Source organism: Wohlfahrtiimonas populi (assembly GCF_002006795.1).
GTDB classification, from domain to species: domain Bacteria; phylum Pseudomonadota; class Gammaproteobacteria; order Cardiobacteriales; family Wohlfahrtiimonadaceae; genus Wohlfahrtiimonas; species Wohlfahrtiimonas populi.
Window position 1 is genome coordinate 12,079 of record NZ_MVDN01000003.1, and the last position, 18,904, is coordinate 30,982.

An 18,904-nucleotide genomic window follows, 5' to 3' on the forward strand; every position below is an offset into this window, starting at 1 on the left:
AGGGGCTGTATTTCTCCTAACCGCTTGCAGCGACAATGATGAGTCTGCGAATCGCCACTATGCTGTGGAGCAGAAAAAACAAATGGAAGTCGAACTGAATAAAAGTTTAGAGAGAAATATGGAAAGGTTAGAGTCGCAAGAAGAGTATTAAACTTGAGTGTTTAGCTATTGAAGTTGAATAAATAATTACCATTGTATAACACATGGAATAGGCATGTAGGCCACTGAAATTTTAACTTCACAGGCAGTTATTATACTATGCTAAATATGGTATAATACTAAATTGCGTTTTTTACATTATTGGGGTTATCGGAATTCATATGAGCAAGCAAAATGCTTTAACTGTTACAGAACAACAAGAACGTATTAAGGAACTGATCGCTCAAGGTAAAGAGCAAGGTTACTTAACGTATGCTGAAATCAACGATCACCTTCCTGAAGATATTATAGATCCAGAACAAATAGAAAGCATCATTTCTATGATTTCAGAGATGGGCATCAAAGTTAGTGATGAAGCTCCCGATATGGACAGTTTGTTATTAACCAATGATTCAATTGGCTCTGATGATGACGCTGTAGATGAAGCTGCTGCTGTATTAGCTAACATTGATAGCAGTGAAATTGGCCGTACGACAGATCCTGTTCGTATGTACATGCGCGAAATGGGTACTGTTGATCTTTTGTCTCGTGATGAAGAGAAATCTATTGCGATTCGTATTGAAGAAGGCTTAAACAACGCACTTTTACATTTAGCAAACTTTTATCCAGCTGTAGATTTATTGATCCAACGTTATGAAGAAACTTTAGGCACAGAACAACGTTTGGCGGATATTGCAACAGGTTTTGTGGATGCAAGTTACTATTCAGAAGTCGTTGAAGATAAAGAGGATGAAGAATTAGAGATCGTTGATGATGAAGCGCCAGCAGAAGAAATCGAAGAAGATGATGAATCTGAAGGCGGTAGCGGTGCAGCTGCGGAAACCGGTCCAAACAAAGAACTCTTTGCTGAAAAAATTACTGAACTAAAAGCAATCATTGCTGAAATTGATGCACTTCGTGCTAATAAGCGTAAGAAAAATGCAGATGCTTTGATTGTAGAAGCTCAAGAACGCTTAAAGAGTAAATTCATCGAATTTAGATTGGCACCAAAAATGCAAGAAGATATGGTGATCTTATTGAAAGATACCATTGATACAATTCGTCCGCTTGAACGCAAAGCGATGAAAATCTGTATTGCAATGAGCAAAATGCCACGTGAAGACTTTATTAAAGGCTTCCCAGGTAATGAAACGAATAAAGAGTGGTTTGAAGAAGTTTCATCTAGCAAAGCTAAATATGCAAAAGCATTGGCTGAACATAAAGATGAAATGTTTAAAGTTCAAGATTCTTTATTAGAAATTGAAAAGAAACATGGTTTAACAATTTTCTCAATCAAAGAGATCAACCGTGAAATTTCAATCAACGAAGCGAAAGCGAAACGTGCTAAGCGTGAAATGATTGAAGCAAACTTACGTTTGGTAATTTCGATTGCTAAGAAATATACAAACCGTGGTTTACAGTTCTTGGATTTGATTCAGGAAGGTAATATTGGCTTGATGAAAGCTGTAGATAAGTTTGAATACCGTCGTGGTTTCAAATTCTCTACTTATGCAACATGGTGGATTCGTCAGGCGATCACTCGTTCGATTGCAGATCAGGCGCGTACAATTCGTATTCCTGTACATATGATTGAAACGATCAATAAATTGAATCGTATCTCTCGTCAAATGCTACAAGATATGGGCCGTGAAGCAACTCCAGAAGAATTGGCAGAAGCAATGGGCTTACCTGAAGATCGTATCCGTAAAGTATTGAAGATTGCTAAAGAGCCAATCTCAATGGAAACGCCAGTGGGTGATGATGAAGATTCACATTTGGGTGATTTCATCGAAGATACTGGTATGGTTTCTCCATTGGAAGCAGCAACAAGTGTTGGTTTAAGTGAAGCAACTCGTGAAGTATTGGAAAGCTTAACGCCACGTGAAGCTAAAGTATTGCGCATGCGTTTCGGTATCGACATGAATACTGATCATACTTTGGAAGAAGTTGGTAAACAGTTTGATGTAACACGTGAACGTATTCGTCAGATCGAAGCTAAAGCATTACGTAAATTGCGTCATCCAAACCGCTCTGAAAGCTTACGTAGCTTCTTAGACAACGAATAATTTCAAACCATTATTTTTTAATCATTATTAATATGTTAAAACCTCTTAAGTGATTAAGAGGTTTTAATTTTTTTAGAATATGAAAGACTATCATCGTTTTAGCGTAGCGCCCATGCTGAATTGGACAGATCGCCACTGTCGTTATTTTTATCGTCTAATGACAAAAGAGACCTTGTTATATACCGAAATGGTAACAACAGGCGCAATTTTGCATGGCGATGAAAAGCATCATTTGTTTTATAAACCTGAAGAAAACCCTGTGGCATTGCAATTGGGTGGCTCTGATCCTGTGGATTTAAAAGCTTGTGCAAAAATTGCAGAAGATTATGGTTACACAGAGATCAATCTAAACTGTGGCTGTCCATCTGATCGTGTGCAAAAAGGCCGTTTTGGTGCATGTTTAATGACAGAACCTGAATTGGTTGCAGAGTGTTTTGATGCAATGCAATCTGTAGTTTCTATTCCTGTGACGATCAAAAATCGTATTGGGATAGATCATCAAGATGATTATGAATTCTCTCATCGATTCATTGAAACCATTAGCAAAGCTGGCTGTGATACATTTATTGTGCATGCACGTAAAGCTTGGTTATCAGGTTTATCACCGAAAGAAAACAGGGAAGTTCCACCTTTAAATTATGATCGCGTGTATGAATTAAAAAATAATTTCCCACACTTAAATATTTTATTGAATGGTGGTATTCAATCTCCTGAAGAAGGTCTGAATGTAATGCAGAATTTGGATGGTGTAATGCTTGGCCGTGCCGTTTATAATTCGCCATTCATTTTGAATGATGTGGATCATCTATATTTTGGTGCAGAGAAATCTGAGAAATCACCTTTTGATATCGTTGCTGAATTAAAACCTTATGTGGAAGAAGAATTAGCCAATGGCGTTCGCATTCATCATATTGGTCGACATATCTTAGGTATTTTCAATGGCATACCGAAAAGTAGACAGTGGCGTCGTTATTTAAGTGAGAACATGTTTGCAGATAATGTAGGCTTTAATGTGTTTGAAGAAGCCGTGAAAAAAAGTTTCGACAGAACGCTTTAAATTCGTTGATTATGATATTATATAGCGCAATTTAACCGAGGATAAAAAATATGAAAAAAACCATTTTAGCAGTTGCTTTGCCATTAATCATTTATGGCTGTTCAGATAACAATGATAATGTACCAGTTGCAGAAAAATTCACAAGCTTTGAAAAGAGCTATATCGCTGCAACGAATACAGTGGTTAAGCAATCATCTGATTTCAGCATGGGTACAATGACGTACACAGCTAAATTAGATCAAGCGAATGATAAAGTAACTTTGAAAGATACTTTTAACTATTCTGAAAACCAAAACAGCGTATTGATTCAATACAACTTCTCATCTGATGCAAATGTTGATTTAGCAAAATATAACGCGAAAGATGGCGTTGCTAAAATTGCTGGTACAACAAATGGTAGCGTAACAGTAGAAATCCCACAAACTGGTGATAAAGTTGTTATCGATAACATTTTAGCAAATGCTAAATATGAAGGTGAATTGAATGAGAAGAACAAAGCATTCGGTTACACTGCAAAAGTTGAAAACAACACTGTACCAGTTTTAGTTTCTGATACTAAAATTGCTGAATTCACATTGACTGATTTAAACAACAACGTTGCAATCAACTTTAATGATGATTACAGCGCAGTTAAATCATTCAAATCAGGCTTTGAAGGTAAAGGCTTGAACTTGAAAGTTGTTGGCCCAATGGCTGAAGAAGTACAAGCATCTGCTGATGTGACTAAATTAGTTGGTTCATCTGAATATGTTGCTAGCCCATTGAAATATACATCAACAGGAACAGCTGCAACTTTTGATATTCAATTTGCATCTGGTAAAGATTCAGGTAGCGCTAAATTAAGCAATTTAGAAGCTAAAACTTCATTGCAAGAAAATGGCGGTTTAATCTCTGCAAACATTGGTTATAATGTTGGTGGAATCAGCGTTGTTAAAGATCAATTGGCTGCACTTGATTTCGGTTCATTATTTGTATCAACAGACATCAAAGGCATCAAAGATATCAAAAACTGGAAAGATTTAATCGAAAAAGCAAATGCATTGTCAACACAAGATCCATCTGACATTGATGAAGCAGAAGCAGTTAACTTCTTGAAAGACATCGCGAACATCTTCACTAAAGATACTCGCATTGAATCAGTCATTGAAAATAAATTAACAATTGGTGATGCTGTTAAAGTAGAAGTTGCTTTCCAAGGTAGCGAAGCTTTAGTTTCAGCTTTACAGGCTGGCCCAGATGCAGCAGCTGCACAATTCGAAGGCAAAAGCCCAGTTGAATTAATCGATACTTTCATTACTGAATTCAAATTCAAAGGTACAATCACTGAAGGTTACATGATTTCTCAATACGAGAAATACTTAACTTTGAATGGCCAAGATACAGCACAGGCTAAAGATGAAGTTAAAGGTGGAATCCAAATGGTGATGATGTTGGTAGCAATGCAAACAGCTCCATTGGGTGTTTCTCCAGTTAAATTTGAAGAAGGTACATTGTTCATCGATGTAGCATTCAAAGATGGCAAATGGAACATTAATGGTACAACATTAACAACTGCTGAAATTTTTGCTGCATTTCAGTAAATAGCATAACCTTTATGCAAAAGCCCTAAGTTTTTTAGGGCTTTTTTTATGAGATTTAATTCGAATCGTTCTATAATATGTGATTTGAAGAAGGAGTTAACCATGAGCTTGAAAGAGACTATTTTAGAAGATATCAAAAACGCAATGCGTGAAAAGAATAAAGAGAAGCTTGCGACACTCCGTTTAATCAGCGCAGAAATTAAGCAAGTTGAAGTTGATCAACGCATCGAAATGGATGATGCTGCTGTGACTGCTGTTTTGGTTAAAATGGTTAAACAGCGTAAAGAATCCATTGAACAATTTTTAAAAGCAGAACGTACAGATTTAGTTGCGCAAGAAGAAGCTGAATTAACAGTGATCATGCCTTATTTGCCAGAACAAATGAAACCTGAAGATATTGAAGCTGCAATCAGCCAAGCAATTGAATCAACTGGCGCAGTTGCAATGAAAGATATGGGTAAAGTGATGGCCGTATTGAAGCCACAGCTAGAAGGCAAAGCTGATATGGGCGAAGTTAGCAAATTATTGAAAGCAGCATTGAATAAATAGTGCAATGAGTAAAGGTTTTATCCCCAATCATTTTATTGATGAAGTTTTAGGTCGCGTTGATATCATCGAGATTGTGAATCAGCGTGTACCATTGAAAAAAATGGGCAACAGCTTTAAAGCATGTTGTCCTTTTCATCAAGAGAAAACCCCATCATTTATGGTTAACCAAAGCAAGCAGTTATATCATTGCTTTGGTTGTGGGGCTAAAGGTAATGTCATCACTTTTTTGATGGAATATGAAAAGCTTGAGTTTGTAGAAACGATTGAGTTTTTAGCCCATCATGAAGGAATGGTGATTCCTTATGAACGTAGAAGTAATGTTTCACCGGAAGCTGAACGTAAAACTCAAACAACATTAACTGCTTTGAATGAAGCCAACCTCTTTTTCCAAAGAGAATTGAAAAAGCCTGATCATCAAAAAGCACGTGATTATCTCCAAAAGCGAGATTTAACGGCTGAAGATATTGAGCGCTTCAATATTGGCTTTGCACCAGATAGCTGGAATGCATTATTGACGACTTTGAAAAGCAAAGGCGCCAATGAACAAATGCTGGAAGAAGCAGGTTTAATCATTCCTGCACAAAATAAGCCTAATCATTTTTATGATCGATTCCGTGATCGTGTGATGTTTCCCATTCGTAATAGAAAAGGTGAAACTATAGCATTTGGCGGCCGAATCATTGGCGATGGTGAACCAAAATATTTAAACTCACCTGAAACGCCAGTTTTCCATAAAGGCAAAGAGCTTTATGGTTTATATGAATTGCGCCGCGATGTTCGCAATTATAATGAGATTCTGGTAGTTGAAGGTTACATGGATGTTGTGATGATGTCGCATTTTGGCATTCAAAATGTAGTGGCAACATTAGGTACAGCAATGTCCAACACACAAGTTTCTAATCTTTTCCGTTATACACATTCCATTGTATTTTGTTTTGATGGAGATAATGCTGGGCAAAATGCTGCATACAAAGCAATGGAAAATGCTTTGCCAGTTTTGCATTCTGAAAAGGATATCAGATTCCTATTTTTACCTGATAATCATGATCCGGATAGTTATTTAAAAGCACATGGCAGGGAAGCATTTAATCAGCTGGTGCAAAATGCATTGCCATTATCTGAATATTTGTTTAATCATTTTGAGAATAAATATTCTTTAGAAACTATCGAAGGCCGATCTCAGTTATTATCTGACATGGGCACTTTGATTAATTCAATGCCAGATATTCCATTGCGTGATTTATTGCGTGCTGAATTGGGCAAAAAAACCAACGTTAATCGTAATATTTTGAATAAACATGTGGAACAAGGCAGAACAGTTAATCAGCGTTTACCACAGAATAATCAGAATCAAGGTAAAAACTTGGTTGAACGTGGAATAGTACTGTTATTAAATAATCTACAATTAGTTAAAACGATTCATAATTATGAGTTTTTGTTAGACAGTGAAGAAAAAGGTGCTAAAGTTTTATATCAGTTGATCACAACAATTTTGGATCATCCTGAAATTAAAACAACTGCACAATTATTGGGTAAATTCCAGGATAAACCTTGGATTCAATATGTTGAATCATTAAGTATTTTGGATCATATGCTAGAAGATTCATTGCATCAAACTGAGTTTGAAGATGCATTGAAACGTTTGGCACAACGCTTAGATCCTCGCAAACAAGTATTAGCCAAGTTTGCAAAAGGCTTATCATTGAGTAGTGAAGAACTCAAATTATTGAATAGTAAGAACTAAATATCATATTTAGTTCTTTAAGTCTTATGATTATGTTAAATTCTAAAAAGTAGGTTCAACACGCTGATTTTTATCAGAATTCCTAGTTTTCTTAGGCTGCTTTTGGTTAGATAATAAAGGCATAATCACCGTATGAATATGCTCCTGGATATTATCCAAATTATGTTCAAAAATAGCATGGTAAACTAAGCCCGCATATTCAACAGCTTGCTGTTTAATTTCATCACGTTCTTGATAGTTGCCACGGAAATGCCCACCACCATGATATTCAATAGCTGCGATCGGCATATAATCAGAATTCACAATACAGAAATCTACACGTTTTTGATTAATGCGATTGAAAGAGCTACGATCAGAGTTCCTGAGAATTTCACCTAAGCTAACTTGAGCAAAAACTTTATATTGGTTGTTAGATTGAATTTGAATATTTTCAACTAGGGCTTCGTAAACTTTAACTTCCTGCTTGTTGAGCAAGCGAACCGCTTCAAAGTTTGTATTATTGAAAAGTTGGCTTTTAAACTTGTTACTCAAATATATTTTGAGCAATGTAATACCAATGACAACTACAAAGACTAAAATAAAAAATGGAAGAAGTGGCTTGAAACCTGCGAAGATGCTACTGATGATTAATTCTGAATTCATTTTATTTCTACTAATAAACCAATTTGACGATAGAAGTAGTATAGCACCTACTTTAATAAAAACAGTCATTTTTAATTTCTACTTCTATATATTATGTTAAATTATAAAAATACTAAGATAGAATCTACAATAAATAACTAGCACATTAATGCACTTGCCAATATCCCATCACATCCACCAAATAAATATGCCACAAATCCCAATAGTGCTAAAAATGCTAACCAACCAAAAAACTCTAAAAAGAATTCTCTAACAAACTTCCATAGTTTTTTGCTCATCACATAACCTCAAATTTAACCAAAATCTACGTTGTTCAGTTTTCCTAGAACCTATAATCATACGTAAAGTTTAATTCTACGCGCGTACGATTAGCTCAATTTCAGTACAATTATACTGTCATATAGATATTTTCTATATAATCATCGTAACTTCAAATAGCACATTATTTTTCAAATAAAATCTGAAGCTATTTCTCTTTTAATATTTAGGAATGAACATGGATAAAAAGATCATTATTGTTGGTGCAGGAATCGTTGGTGTGACATTGGCATGGTATCTCACTCGCTATTCAAAAGCTAATGTTATCCTTTTAGATCAATCAATTGCTGGTCACGGTGCTACAAAATCTTCTTTTGCCTGGTTAAACGTTTCTTATAATCGTCCTGATTTTTATCAGAATTTACGGCTCAAAGCCTTAGATGAATGGCATGCACTCGATGATGCAACTCAAGGCAAACTCAATATTTCATGGAATGGTGCGTTAAGTTGGCACGATACTAATGAGCAAACTGAATCATTTATTCAATCTCATGTAGAACAACAATTTCCTGTTGAACCATTAACCACCAAAGAAATCACTCATAAAGAACCAAAATTATTGAACTACCCTGATATTGCTGCTTTTGTTAAAGAAGAAAGATCAGTTGACCAATTACATGTCATTAAAATTTTATTGGAAGAAGCTTGTCAAAATGGCTTAACTTATTTGCCTAACACAAATGTTGTGCAGTTATTAAAAAATGATAAAAATATTACAGGTGTTTTAACTGACCAAGAAGAGCTATACGCAGATCAAGTAATTTTATCAGCAGGTGTAAACAATACAGATCTTTTAAAGCCACTAGATATTGATTTACCACTTTTCCCTTCTCCTTGTATTCTTCTACATTTGAATCATCCAAATTCTCAAGAATTTATTCATCGTATAATTTCAACACCTGAAATGGAAGTTCGAGCATTTCATGATCATCAAGTGAGAGTTGCTGAAGATTATATTGATGATACAGTAGAAAATTCTCCTGAAGTGATTGCCCAAAATGCATTACAAACGATACAGAATAATTTTGCGTGGTCAGAACAATTAACATTAGATTCTTATTCTGTAGGAATTCGCCCTATGCCCAAAGATGAAATGCCAATCATTGGAAAAATTGGTGACTATTCAGGTTTATATTTAATGGCAATGCATGCGGGGATTGTACTTTCACCATTAATCTGTCGATTGGCCATGAATGAAATTCTCCATGATAAAGTTGAACAAGATTTGGAACCTTATCGATTATCCCGTTTTGGTAATTAAATTAATGGATTTGCATATATGGATAAAAATTCATAGAATGTAGAAAAACTATTACCTTATAAGTTATCTCTACTATGTTACCACGTCATAAACTTCCCTCTTTAAATGCATTACGTGCTTTCGAAGCTTCAGGTCGAAGGCTCAATTTTCGTGCAGCTGCTGAAGAATTAAATGTTACTCAAGGTGCTGTTGCTCAGCAAGTTCGCATGCTCGAGGAATATTTGGATATCGCATTATTTGTTCGTTTACCTAGAGGATTAGCATTAACAACTGAAGGCTCTATTTATCTTGTGAATGTCACACGGGCATTTGATGTACTCGCTGAATCTACAGAAGAAATTCTCAATCAACCGAAAACCATTACAATCAGTGTAACACCAACAGTTGCAACTAAAATTTTATTGCCCAATTTTTCGGATTTGTACAAAGCTTTGCCACATATAAAACTGCAAACCATGGCAACAGAGCATGTTGCAAATTTCGATCAAGATCAAGTGGATATCGCAATCCGATTAACTGAAGGTAATTTTTCAGATGATCTAGAAGCACAATTATTATTTCCTCAGGAATTGATTGCTGTTGCTAGCCCTTTCTTAATCAAAGAATTACCAGATATTGTGAATGTAGAACAATTAGCTAACTTGCCACTTTTACATGATGCTCATAATGCTTGGCCACAATTCCTGAATATTCATACAGAGTTGGCTGGACCAGTTTTTAACCAAACAGCTTTGGCTTTAGATGCTGCGTTAGCTGGTCAAGGCATTGCTTTAACATGTCGGGCATTTGTAGAACGAGATTTGGCAGCCAAAAGATTAGTACAAATTTACCCTAAGACAATGATCTTAGAAGCTAGCTATTATCTTGTGCGAAAAAAACCCTCACAATCGAGTGAGGATCTTAATGCATTGTGGCAATGGTGCTTGGATCATTTAAATCGAGCGAGCTAATCCACCATCCACACGGATATTTTGCCCTGTGATATATCCTGCACCATCCGATGCTAAAAATACCACAGTATTAGCAACTTCTTCCATTGTGCCATAGCGTTTCATTGGTACACTTTGGCTGCGTTCATCCAACATTGGCAAACTATCAATCCATCCTGGTAATACATTATTGAAACGTATGTTATCCATCGCATATTCATCTGAACACATTTTTGTAAAAGCTGCCAAACCTGCACGCGCAACAGCAGATGTTGGGAACAGTACACTTGGTTCAAAAGCCCATGTTGTAGAGATATTAATGATAGAACCTGATTTTTGTTGTTGCATAATCGGTACAACCAATCGCATTGGACGCACAGCATTTAAGAAATATGTATTAATACCTTCATGCCAATCTTCATCTGTTAGCTCTAAAATGCCTTTGCGTGGGCCATGTCCTGCGCTATTCACCAATACATCAATTCTTCCCCAGCGTTTCATGGTTTCATCCACCAAGCGTTGAATATCTTCTGATGATTGGTTGGATCCTGTGATGCCTAATCCACCTAACTCTTGTGCTAATGCTTCACCTTTACCTGAAGATGATAAAATGGCAACTTTATAACCATCCTCTGCTAATTTTCTCGCAACCGCTGCGCCCATTCCGCTACCTGCGGCTGTAATAATTGCAACTTTATTTGTCATAATCTTAATCCTCTTGATTCAGTTATTATTCACTTAGATTCTTGTTAATCTGAAATCAGTATAGATTTGAAAAATCAAAGCCACAAATGATTTTATTTCCATATAGTCAGTAGAAAAACTACTGCCTAATTATTATTGGAGCAAATTTACGCAGAATTTTTATACATCCTCCTTTCTATGTTATAAGCTCTACTATCAAATTTTAGGAAGGTGATTTATGCAAATAACAGTCTATGTAGCAAGTGCATTCAGCAAAGATAATCAAGGTGGAAATAAAGCTGGCGTTGTTTTGATGGATCAGCCATTAACAACAGCTCATAAAATGGCCATTGCGAAAGAGTTAGGCTATGCGGAAACTGCATATATATCACAATCATCACTTGCAGATTATAAATTGGAATATTTCACACCCAAGGAAGAAGTAGATTTATGTGGTCACGCAACGATTGGTTCATTTGTGATTTTAATGCATTTGAATATGTTGTCTAAAGATCACTATACGATCGAAACTAATAGTGGCGTACTTTCAATTACCATCAAAGATGGTTCTATTTTTATGGAACAAAACCAACCTCAATTCTATGATGTGATTCCTACGAATGAATTTACAGATTGCTTTGATAGTGAGAATATTAATGCTGAATTCCCTATTCAAATTGTTTCGACAGGATTGAGAGATATTTTGATCCCGATTCAGAGCGAAGCTCAATTACATAATCTGCAACCTAACTTTGATCAAATTAAAGAAATTAGCGAAAAATATGATGTAGTTGGTACACATTTATATACATTTGATGATGATCGTATTATCTGTAGAAATTTTGCACCGCTCTATGAAATTGATGAAGAAGCTGCAACAGGCACTTCCAATGGTGCATTGGCTTGTTATCTCCATCAAAAACATAACATCCAAAAAGAGCTTTATGTGTTTGAGCAAGGCTATTCTTTAAATTCGCCTTCTGAAATCCTTGTTAAATTAGCAACAAATAATGATAACGAGATCGAAAAAGTCTATGTTGGTGGTAAAGGCTATTATTGTGAAACTAAGGTTTTGGATTTATAAAATATAAGACAAAACTTAATAGTCTACGTTTTCATACTGATCCATACGATAACATTGAGTGCTAATCCACTCTTCATATTTCTCTTCATTATCAACTATTTTTAATAATTCCTCTAAGTCTGTATCAGCTAAAGATAAATGAAGTCCACTTTGAGCATATTTCCATGCCTGAGGAATTTCAATGATTGACAAATATTTATCAAAAGAATCAAATGCTAAACATATGTTTTTAAAGATATCATTATCGATAGGAAAATCATTAAAATGGATACTATTTTTTATCCCAGACATACTAGCCGGAATTATTCCAATATGGTCTAGATGAAAATAAAATGACTGCCCTTCTTTTTCAAAGCCGCCGTGAGCAAATGTATTTCTAAATTTCTCTTTGATATCAATTAAGGAATCGTAATGTATTTTTGCTTGTGCAGAATTAATATTAATAACTCTACGAAACTTATCAGACCAAATTGAGCCAACAAATTTAATTAAATTATCTTTTTTTCTATCATAAGAAACAAATGGAAATGCAAGTACTAATAAATGCTCTAATCTACTAAAATAAGAATCTATCATAGCCAATGCATTATATTGACCTTGTCTCTGCTTGTTATCATGTTCATGCATTTGTTTGAATAATATAGATATGATGGAAGACTGGTCTGTAACTACAGGTTCTTCTTGGGTTACAGACGAATATTCAAATGTAGCTCTTTCCCTAAAATATTGGTATTGATTATCAAGCTTATGAAAATAGTTAATAAGTGTAATATTTCCATTATGAATTTGCTCTTTAGAAAAATCACTTAGAAGTTCTTTTTCACAAAGACCTAATATTTTTTTTAGTTTACCTAGCACTTCTTTTGCTAATTTTAGTTCTTCATCACTTTGTGAATATAAACGCAAACCAAATTTTTCATGTTTAATAGCATATTGTTTTCCCTTATATCTAAATTCTATATGCCAATGTACTTTATCTCCTCTATACATATGAGGAAACTTACAAATATATGTTAGTAAAAATAATAATAAATTAGGAACAGGAAACACATTTTTGTCTATTGGATGATGAGAACATAATTCCAGCGAATTATTTGATGGCTTTGAAAAGTCTTTTAACTGCAACTTAATACGCTCTGTTATTTCCATAATTATTTACATTTGATTAATTTATATAGAATATACAACAAAAACTCCTTAGTACAAAACCAAAGAGCTTTATTTTTAAAAGATTACTTATTCAACAACTGCTCTATTTCCAACAATCTTTCTCGCCACTGTTTCTGTAATAGAGGCTTTTGATGTGTTGGCTTTCGTGCTAAATCATCATTAAGTTTTTGTTCTAATTCAACCCATTCACGTAATAACAGATCTTCATGAATATCTGCTTCATGTTCGGTATTAACTATTTCTGATTGAATTTCAAAAGCATGATCACAAGTATCCAAAGCAGTTGAACCCAATAAAACATGATACGCAGATTCAGGTTCGCTATATTCCATAAACTTCTGCTGATGAATCAACCCAAATCGTTGGCAACTATTTTCAATGAGCCATTGATCATGGCTGACTAATATGATTGCACCTTCAAACTGGGCGATTTGTTCTGCCAAAGCTTCCTTACCTTCCATATCCAAATGGTTCGTTGGCTCATCTAAGAACAATAGCTCATATTGCCCTAAGCTTAGCCCAATGAATAGCAAACGAGATCGCTCGCCACCGCTCAATGTTGAAACTTTTTGATGATGTCGATTGTAAGCAAAACCTGCGTTAATCAATGCCATTTTTCGATCATTTTCAGGTAAAGATGCAAAATTGGATAATGCATCCAATAAAGTATCAGTATCTAATAACTGTTGTAATTGCTGATCATAGTAGCCAACCTTAATCGCAGGATGAAAACGCGCAGCTTGTTCATCTATATTGCTGAGATATTTTTGCCACAATGATTGTAGAAAACTCGATTTACCACAGCCATTTTCCCCAATGATTGCAAGTTTATCACCACTTTTTAAATATAAATGCTCCAACTGAAAGAGAAAGCGCTCATTGCTTGGCGTATCAATAGCTGCATTTTCTAGCACAAGTACACGATCAGCTTTAATCCCCTTGCCATTCAGCTGTAATTGCCATTGATAACCTTCCGTTAATACTGTTTTTTGATCTTCCAAATGGGCGATTTGCTTTTCCATTTTCTTAGCTTTACGTGCAAAGCTTTCATTGTCATAAGTTTTTCCCCACAATGCTAAACGCTTGGCACTAAAAGTAATGCGATCAATCTCTTTTTGCTCCGCTTTATGACGATGTTCATCTGCAATATCCTGTTCAATCAATGCTTGCCTTGCTTCAGAACATGGCAATTGAAAATGATGTAGATTTTCATCACGCAAAATCCACGTTGTATTCGTCACTTGATCCAATAAGTTTTGATCGTGAGAAACTAACACAAATGTGCCACGCCAATTTTGCAAAAACTGAGTGAGCCACATAATCGTTGGTAAATCTAAGTGATTACTGGGTTCATCCAAAAATAATAAATCAGGTTGATTCATTAACGCACGACCAAGCAATAATCGTGTATGCTGCCCACCACTTAGTGTATTAATGCTTTGATGATATTGCGATTCATGAAATCCTAGTTCAGCCAGCAATATTTCTGCTCGCCAACTTTCCATCATTCGCTTATCTTCCGATAACTTACTTAATACTGCTTCTAATACAGTTGCATTTGTGAGACCACTTGGCAAATGTTGCTCAATGTATGCATAAACACAGTGATTTGCAAACGAGATATTGCCATGGCTTAATGGTAATTGCTGGGTGATTAAATGCAACAACGTACTTTTGCCACTGCCATTATGCCCAATTAAGCCGATTCGTTCGCCCAATTGAATGGAAAAAGAGATATTTTTAAATAATTTTTTAATTGAAGTTTCATAAGAAACTGATTGTACTGATAATAAAGTGCTCATAACTTACTCTCAAGTTAGTTTTTTCAAGACGAAAAAAACTATGGATTAATCATTGCGATTACCCAGTAAGCTGAATCAAATTTCTTTTGTTTAGTCTATTTGCTCAGGCCGAGTTATCGCAGTTTAAAACTGAAAGAACCTGAGCTATGGCGATTACCAAAGAAATGTGTATATTCGATTAATTTACACAAACTCATTGTTTTTAGCCTCCTTCTTTAAAATGAGCACATCAAAAAGTGCTGTGAATCATTCGCGTATTGTAATTCAATTAATCTAAGAGTCAATTCTAATAATTAGAACACTATTCTAAATTTACTCGCTATTAGCTGTATATGATCCCCTGTTTAATTCTGCTAGACTCCGATTGGTGTAAACATTTTTACACACAATAATAATTACAAAAAATGGTCATGTATTTGTTTAATCACAGAGGAGTTTTTATGCAGCAATCTTCACAAAAGCTCAAAAGAGCTTTTTTAGCATTGAGTGTTTCATTGGCTTTAATCACAACATCAGCTTTTGCTCATGATGTTGTTAATCCACATAAAGATGAGCCAATTGGTACAGTGCGTCAAGTTTATGATGGTGCGCTCACGCCAGATTTACAGGTGAATACTTTCCGTAATATTGATCGCCTATTTGCAACGGCTAAAGTTGCACATGATCCTAGCAATATAAAAATATTGCCACATGCAAAAGAAAAATTAGGCAATGTGAAATTCAAATCCCACGGCAAAGATTACGATCTTTATGATTATCTATCCATCAATAGAATCAGTGGATTAATCATCATTAAAGATGGTGAAATCGTATTGGAAGATTATGAATTGGGTAATAATGAAAATACGCGCTGGATGTCGATGTCCGTTGTGAAATCCATCACAGCAACATTGATTGGCATGGCAATTCAAGATGGTTATATCAAAAGTATTGATGATCCAATTGTAAACTACTTACCTGAATTAAAAGGTAGTAGCTACGATGGTGTAACTGTTAAGCATATTCTACAAATGGCTTCTGGCGTTGCTTGGAATGAAACTTATACAGATCCAACATCTGATCGTCGTAAGCTATTGGAAATTCAATTAGAACAAAAGCCAGGTGAAGCATTGAAGTTAATGGCAAGCTTGCCTCGTGCTGGTGAACCTGGCACAGTTTGGAATTACAGTACAGGCGAAACACAAGTTGCTGGTGCTTTAGTGAAAGCTGCCGTTGGTAAGCCAGTGAGCGAATATTTGTCTGAAAAGATTTGGACAAAAGCTGGCATGGAATCTGATGCAACTTGGTGGTTGGAATCTCCTGAAGGCTTAGAAGTTGGTGGCAGCGGTTTATCTGCAACTTTACGTGATTATGCTCGCTTTGGTTTATTGCTATTAAATGAAGGCATCATTGATGGCAAAGAATCGTTACCAAAAGGCTGGATGAAAGAAGCTGGTGCACAGCAAATGATCGGCGGTAAAAAAGTCAATTATGGTTATATGCTCTGGCCTGTTGTAAATTCAGATTATGCGACTAATGAAAGTGCTTATGAGGCTGTAGGAATTTTTGGCCAACATGTTTATGTGAATCCTAAAGAAAACCTAGTGATTGCTGTTTGGGGCGCTCAGCCAAAACCAACAACAGTAATTCCAATTGAAGATACTGATTTCTTTGGTGCTGTAGCTGATAAGTTAAAGAAATAAGCTTCAATCCCCAATATTTAATGAATACATTGCCCTACTTTTGTAGGGCTTTTTATTGGAATGCGTTGAAGTTTTTATTTATATTTAACCACATTGACCGACGGTCAGTCGCTTTATAGCTTATTAAAAAGCCCATCTATATCCTATAGATAGGCTTGATAAATTTTTGTAACTTTACTTAATCTGCTTTAAGCGATTGACATCACGAACTGCACCAAATGCTGCCGATGTTGCCAATGCACCATAAACTTGCAATGCAGCTGATATTTTACGTGAACGTTTTTCTTTCGGTACAAAGCCAAATTGAGCTTGCTCCACTAAACGTGCATCAATCACTTCTTGAGATAAATTTAAATGAATTGAACGGTTTGGAATATCAATGATCATCTCATCACCTGTTTCCACAATCGCAATCACACCACCTTCAGCTGCTTCTGGTGAAGCATGACCGATGGATAAACCTGATGTACCGCCCGAGAAACGACCATCCGTTAACAATGCACATGCTTTGCCCAAACCTTTTGATTTTAAATAAGATGTTGGATACAACATTTCTTGCATGCCTGGTCCGCCCTTTGGACCTTCGTAACGAATGATCACAACTTCATTAGCCTGCACTTCATTATTCAAAATTCCTTTAACTGCTGAATCTTGGCTTTCATACACACGTGCTTTACCTATGAACTTCAAGATAGAATCATCTACTCCCGCAGTTTTTACAATACAGCCATCTTTCGCGATGTTGCCATATAACACAGCAATACCACCATCTTGGCTATAGGCAAATTCGCCACTGCGAATACAACCATTTTGACGATCATCATCCAATGAATCGAAGTAACGATCTTGGCTAAATGCTTCCGTTGTGCGTACACCACCTGGTGCAGATTTAAAGAAATGATGCACATTTTCATCATTCGTTTGTGTGATATCCCACTTTGCAATCGCTTCAGCTAAATCTTTCGCATGAACAGTATGGCAATCTGTATGTAATAAATTCATACGCGCCAATTCACCTAAAATACCAATGATACCGCCTGCACGATGAACATCTTCCATATGATATTTACTGGTTGATGGTGATACTTTAGATAAATGCGGAACCTTACGTGATAAGCGATCAATGTCCTTCATTGAGAAATCAACGCCAGCTTCATGAGCAGCTGCCAATAAGTGCAATACTGTATTACTTGATCCGCCCATTGCGATATCCAACATCATCGCATTTTCGAATGCTTTGAATGATGCGATATTTCGTGGCAGAACATTTGCATTATTATTCTCATAATAATCACGCGTATTTTTAACAATTTGGCGTGCTGCTTCTAAGAATAAGCCTTCCCTATTTTTATGCGTTGCCAACATTGAGCCATTGCCAGGTAAAGACAAACCTAACGCTTCTGTTAAACAGTTCATAGAGTTTGCAGTGAACATACCTGAACATGAACCACATGTTGGGCAAGCATTTTCTTCGATCGCTTGTACTTTATCATCTGCTTCACGATCATCCGCTGCCATAACCATAGCATCCACAAGATCTAAGCGTAAATTTTCACTATTCCAAACGAGCTTCCCTGATTCCATTGGTCCACCTGAAACAAAAATCGTAGGAATGTTTAAACGCATTGAAGCCATCAACATTCCCGGTGTGATTTTGTCACAGTTTGAAATACAGATCATCGCGTCCGCGCAATGTGCATTCACCATATATTCCACTGAATCAGCGATTAAATCTCGGCTTGGCAATGAATACAACATGCCATCATGACCCATTGCAATACCATCATCCACCGCGATTGTATTAAATTCTTTTGCAACACCACCAGCTTTCTCAATTTCACGAGCAACCATCTGCCCTAGATCTTTTAGATGAACATGTCCTGGAACAAACTGAGTAAATGAGTTGACCACAGCAATGATTGGTTTCTTAAAATCTTCATTAGTCATTCCTGTTGCACGCCACAACGCACGTGCTCCCGCCATATTTCGACCCTGTGTCGAAATATGTGAACGATATTTTGGCATATTCTATCCCTGTTAAACTTTCTTGAAATTCTATTAAATTAATTACCAATAATGTCTGATCAAGTTCGGTCGTATGATCGTTTTATCCTGCCTTGTGGGCACGACATTACACATTAATTATATAGCACGCCTAGCGAGATAAAAGCAACTATATTGCAATAACCTTAAATTTT

At 35.9% G+C, this 18,904-nt stretch carries 15 protein-coding genes; 9 read left to right on the forward strand and 6 right to left on the reverse strand.

Annotated elements, in window-relative coordinates; genetic code table 11:
• Nucleotides 1-320: 320 nt before the first annotated feature.
• From rpoD to dnaG, 5 genes are all read left to right on the forward strand, one after another.
• Entirely contained in the window at nucleotides 321-2,204 is a 1,884-nt protein-coding gene (gene rpoD, locus BZK16_RS04460; protein WP_077927702.1) for an RNA polymerase sigma factor RpoD, read from the forward strand.
• A gap of 79 nt (nucleotides 2,205-2,283) precedes the next feature.
• Nucleotides 2,284-3,261 carry a tRNA dihydrouridine(20/20a) synthase DusA gene (gene dusA / locus BZK16_RS04465; protein ID WP_077927703.1) on the forward strand — a complete coding sequence of 326 codons (978 nt, stop codon included), beginning with the start codon at nucleotides 2,284-2,286 and terminating at the stop codon, nucleotides 3,259-3,261.
• Nucleotides 3,262-3,311: 50 nt separating this feature from the next.
• A complete protein-coding gene (locus BZK16_RS04470) occupies nucleotides 3,312-4,841 on the forward strand; it encodes a YdgA family protein (RefSeq protein WP_077927704.1) in 1,530 nt (509 codons plus the stop codon).
• Between the two features lie 102 nt (nucleotides 4,842-4,943).
• Complete coding sequence (locus tag BZK16_RS04475; RefSeq protein WP_077927705.1) at nucleotides 4,944-5,390, forward strand: GatB/YqeY domain-containing protein; 447 nt, start codon at nucleotides 4,944-4,946, stop codon at nucleotides 5,388-5,390.
• Nucleotides 5,391-5,394: 4 nt separating this feature from the next.
• Nucleotides 5,395-7,134 (forward strand): DNA primase, encoded by a 1,740-nt coding sequence (gene dnaG / locus BZK16_RS04480; protein WP_077927706.1) that lies wholly within the window; start codon nucleotides 5,395-5,397, stop codon nucleotides 7,132-7,134.
• Between the two features lie 42 nt (nucleotides 7,135-7,176).
• Here the strand turns inward: dnaG and BZK16_RS04485 are convergent, their stop codons facing one another.
• Nucleotides 7,177-7,776: a DUF2726 domain-containing protein gene (locus BZK16_RS04485; RefSeq protein ID WP_158076807.1), complete on the reverse strand. Its 600-nt coding sequence runs from the start codon at nucleotides 7,774-7,776 to the stop codon at nucleotides 7,177-7,179.
• A gap of 137 nt (nucleotides 7,777-7,913) precedes the next feature.
• Nucleotides 7,914-8,054, reverse strand: coding sequence for a hypothetical protein (locus BZK16_RS14245; RefSeq protein WP_158076808.1), 141 nt, complete (start codon nucleotides 8,052-8,054; stop codon nucleotides 7,914-7,916).
• A 218-nt stretch (nucleotides 8,055-8,272) separates the two neighbouring features.
• Here BZK16_RS14245 and BZK16_RS04490 point away from each other — a divergent pair, with 218 nt between their 5' ends.
• Both BZK16_RS04490 and BZK16_RS04495 read left to right on the forward strand, forming a co-directional pair.
• Nucleotides 8,273-9,355 (forward strand): NAD(P)/FAD-dependent oxidoreductase, encoded by a 1,083-nt coding sequence (locus BZK16_RS04490; RefSeq protein ID WP_158076809.1) that lies wholly within the window; start codon nucleotides 8,273-8,275, stop codon nucleotides 9,353-9,355.
• 74 nt (nucleotides 9,356-9,429) lie between these two features.
• Nucleotides 9,430-10,305, forward strand: coding sequence for a LysR substrate-binding domain-containing protein (locus BZK16_RS04495; RefSeq protein ID WP_077927709.1), 876 nt, complete (start codon nucleotides 9,430-9,432; stop codon nucleotides 10,303-10,305).
• Here the strand turns inward: BZK16_RS04495 and BZK16_RS04500 are convergent.
• Nucleotides 10,288-10,989, reverse strand: a complete 702-nt coding sequence (locus BZK16_RS04500; RefSeq protein ID WP_077927710.1) for an SDR family oxidoreductase — start codon at nucleotides 10,987-10,989, stop codon at nucleotides 10,288-10,290. The two genes, BZK16_RS04495 and BZK16_RS04500, sit on opposite strands and share 18 nt — an antisense overlap.
• 217 nt (nucleotides 10,990-11,206) lie before the next feature.
• On the opposite strand from BZK16_RS04500, the gene BZK16_RS04505 reads away from it, so the two are divergent.
• Complete coding sequence (locus BZK16_RS04505) at nucleotides 11,207-12,052, forward strand: PhzF family phenazine biosynthesis protein (RefSeq protein ID WP_077927711.1); 846 nt, start codon at nucleotides 11,207-11,209, stop codon at nucleotides 12,050-12,052.
• Nucleotides 12,053-12,067: 15 nt separating this feature from the next.
• Here BZK16_RS04505 and BZK16_RS04510 read toward each other — a convergent pair whose 3' ends face one another.
• The gene (locus BZK16_RS04510) at nucleotides 12,068-13,201 is read right to left on the reverse strand and encodes a hypothetical protein (RefSeq protein ID WP_077927712.1); all 1,134 of its coding nucleotides are present in this window, start codon (nucleotides 13,199-13,201) and stop codon (nucleotides 12,068-12,070) included.
• An 83-nt stretch (nucleotides 13,202-13,284) separates the two neighbouring features.
• Nucleotides 13,285-15,024, reverse strand: coding sequence for an ABC-F family ATP-binding cassette domain-containing protein (locus BZK16_RS04515; protein ID WP_077927713.1), 1,740 nt, complete (start codon nucleotides 15,022-15,024; stop codon nucleotides 13,285-13,287).
• 440 nt (nucleotides 15,025-15,464) lie between these two features.
• Here BZK16_RS04515 and BZK16_RS04520 point away from each other — a divergent pair, with 440 nt between their 5' ends.
• A complete protein-coding gene (locus BZK16_RS04520; protein ID WP_077927714.1) occupies nucleotides 15,465-16,706 on the forward strand; it encodes a serine hydrolase domain-containing protein in 1,242 nt (413 codons plus the stop codon).
• A 174-nt stretch (nucleotides 16,707-16,880) separates the two neighbouring features.
• Here the strand turns inward: BZK16_RS04520 and ilvD are convergent, their stop codons facing one another.
• Nucleotides 16,881-18,731, reverse strand: coding sequence for a dihydroxy-acid dehydratase (gene ilvD / locus BZK16_RS04525; RefSeq protein WP_077927715.1), 1,851 nt, complete (start codon nucleotides 18,729-18,731; stop codon nucleotides 16,881-16,883).
• Nucleotides 18,732-18,904 lie beyond the last annotated feature (173 nt).

Coding starts and splice junctions, on each gene's coding strand:
- BZK16_RS04510 (WP_077927712.1), bottom strand. CDS start 13,201: ATGGAAATAACAGAGCGTATTAAGTTGCAGTTAAAAGACTTTTCAAAG.
- ilvD (WP_077927715.1), bottom strand. CDS start 18,731: ATGCCAAAATATCGTTCACATATTTCGACACAGGGTCGAAATATGGCG.
- BZK16_RS04495 (WP_077927709.1), top strand. CDS start 9,430: ATGTTACCACGTCATAAACTTCCCTCTTTAAATGCATTACGTGCTTTC.
- BZK16_RS04500 (WP_077927710.1), bottom strand. CDS start 10,989: ATGACAAATAAAGTTGCAATTATTACAGCCGCAGGTAGCGGAATGGGC.
- BZK16_RS04520 (WP_077927714.1), top strand. CDS start 15,465: ATGCAGCAATCTTCACAAAAGCTCAAAAGAGCTTTTTTAGCATTGAGT.
- rpoD (WP_077927702.1), top strand. CDS start 321: ATGAGCAAGCAAAATGCTTTAACTGTTACAGAACAACAAGAACGTATT.
- BZK16_RS04485 (WP_158076807.1), bottom strand. CDS start 7,776: ATGAATTCAGAATTAATCATCAGTAGCATCTTCGCAGGTTTCAAGCCA.
- dusA (WP_077927703.1), top strand. CDS start 2,284: ATGAAAGACTATCATCGTTTTAGCGTAGCGCCCATGCTGAATTGGACA.
- dnaG (WP_077927706.1), top strand. CDS start 5,395: ATGAGTAAAGGTTTTATCCCCAATCATTTTATTGATGAAGTTTTAGGT.
- BZK16_RS04490 (WP_158076809.1), top strand. CDS start 8,273: ATGGATAAAAAGATCATTATTGTTGGTGCAGGAATCGTTGGTGTGACA.
- BZK16_RS04475 (WP_077927705.1), top strand. CDS start 4,944: ATGAGCTTGAAAGAGACTATTTTAGAAGATATCAAAAACGCAATGCGT.
- BZK16_RS14245 (WP_158076808.1), bottom strand. CDS start 8,054: ATGAGCAAAAAACTATGGAAGTTTGTTAGAGAATTCTTTTTAGAGTTT.
- BZK16_RS04470 (WP_077927704.1), top strand. CDS start 3,312: ATGAAAAAAACCATTTTAGCAGTTGCTTTGCCATTAATCATTTATGGC.
- BZK16_RS04515 (WP_077927713.1), bottom strand. CDS start 15,024: ATGAGCACTTTATTATCAGTACAATCAGTTTCTTATGAAACTTCAATT.
- BZK16_RS04505 (WP_077927711.1), top strand. CDS start 11,207: ATGCAAATAACAGTCTATGTAGCAAGTGCATTCAGCAAAGATAATCAA.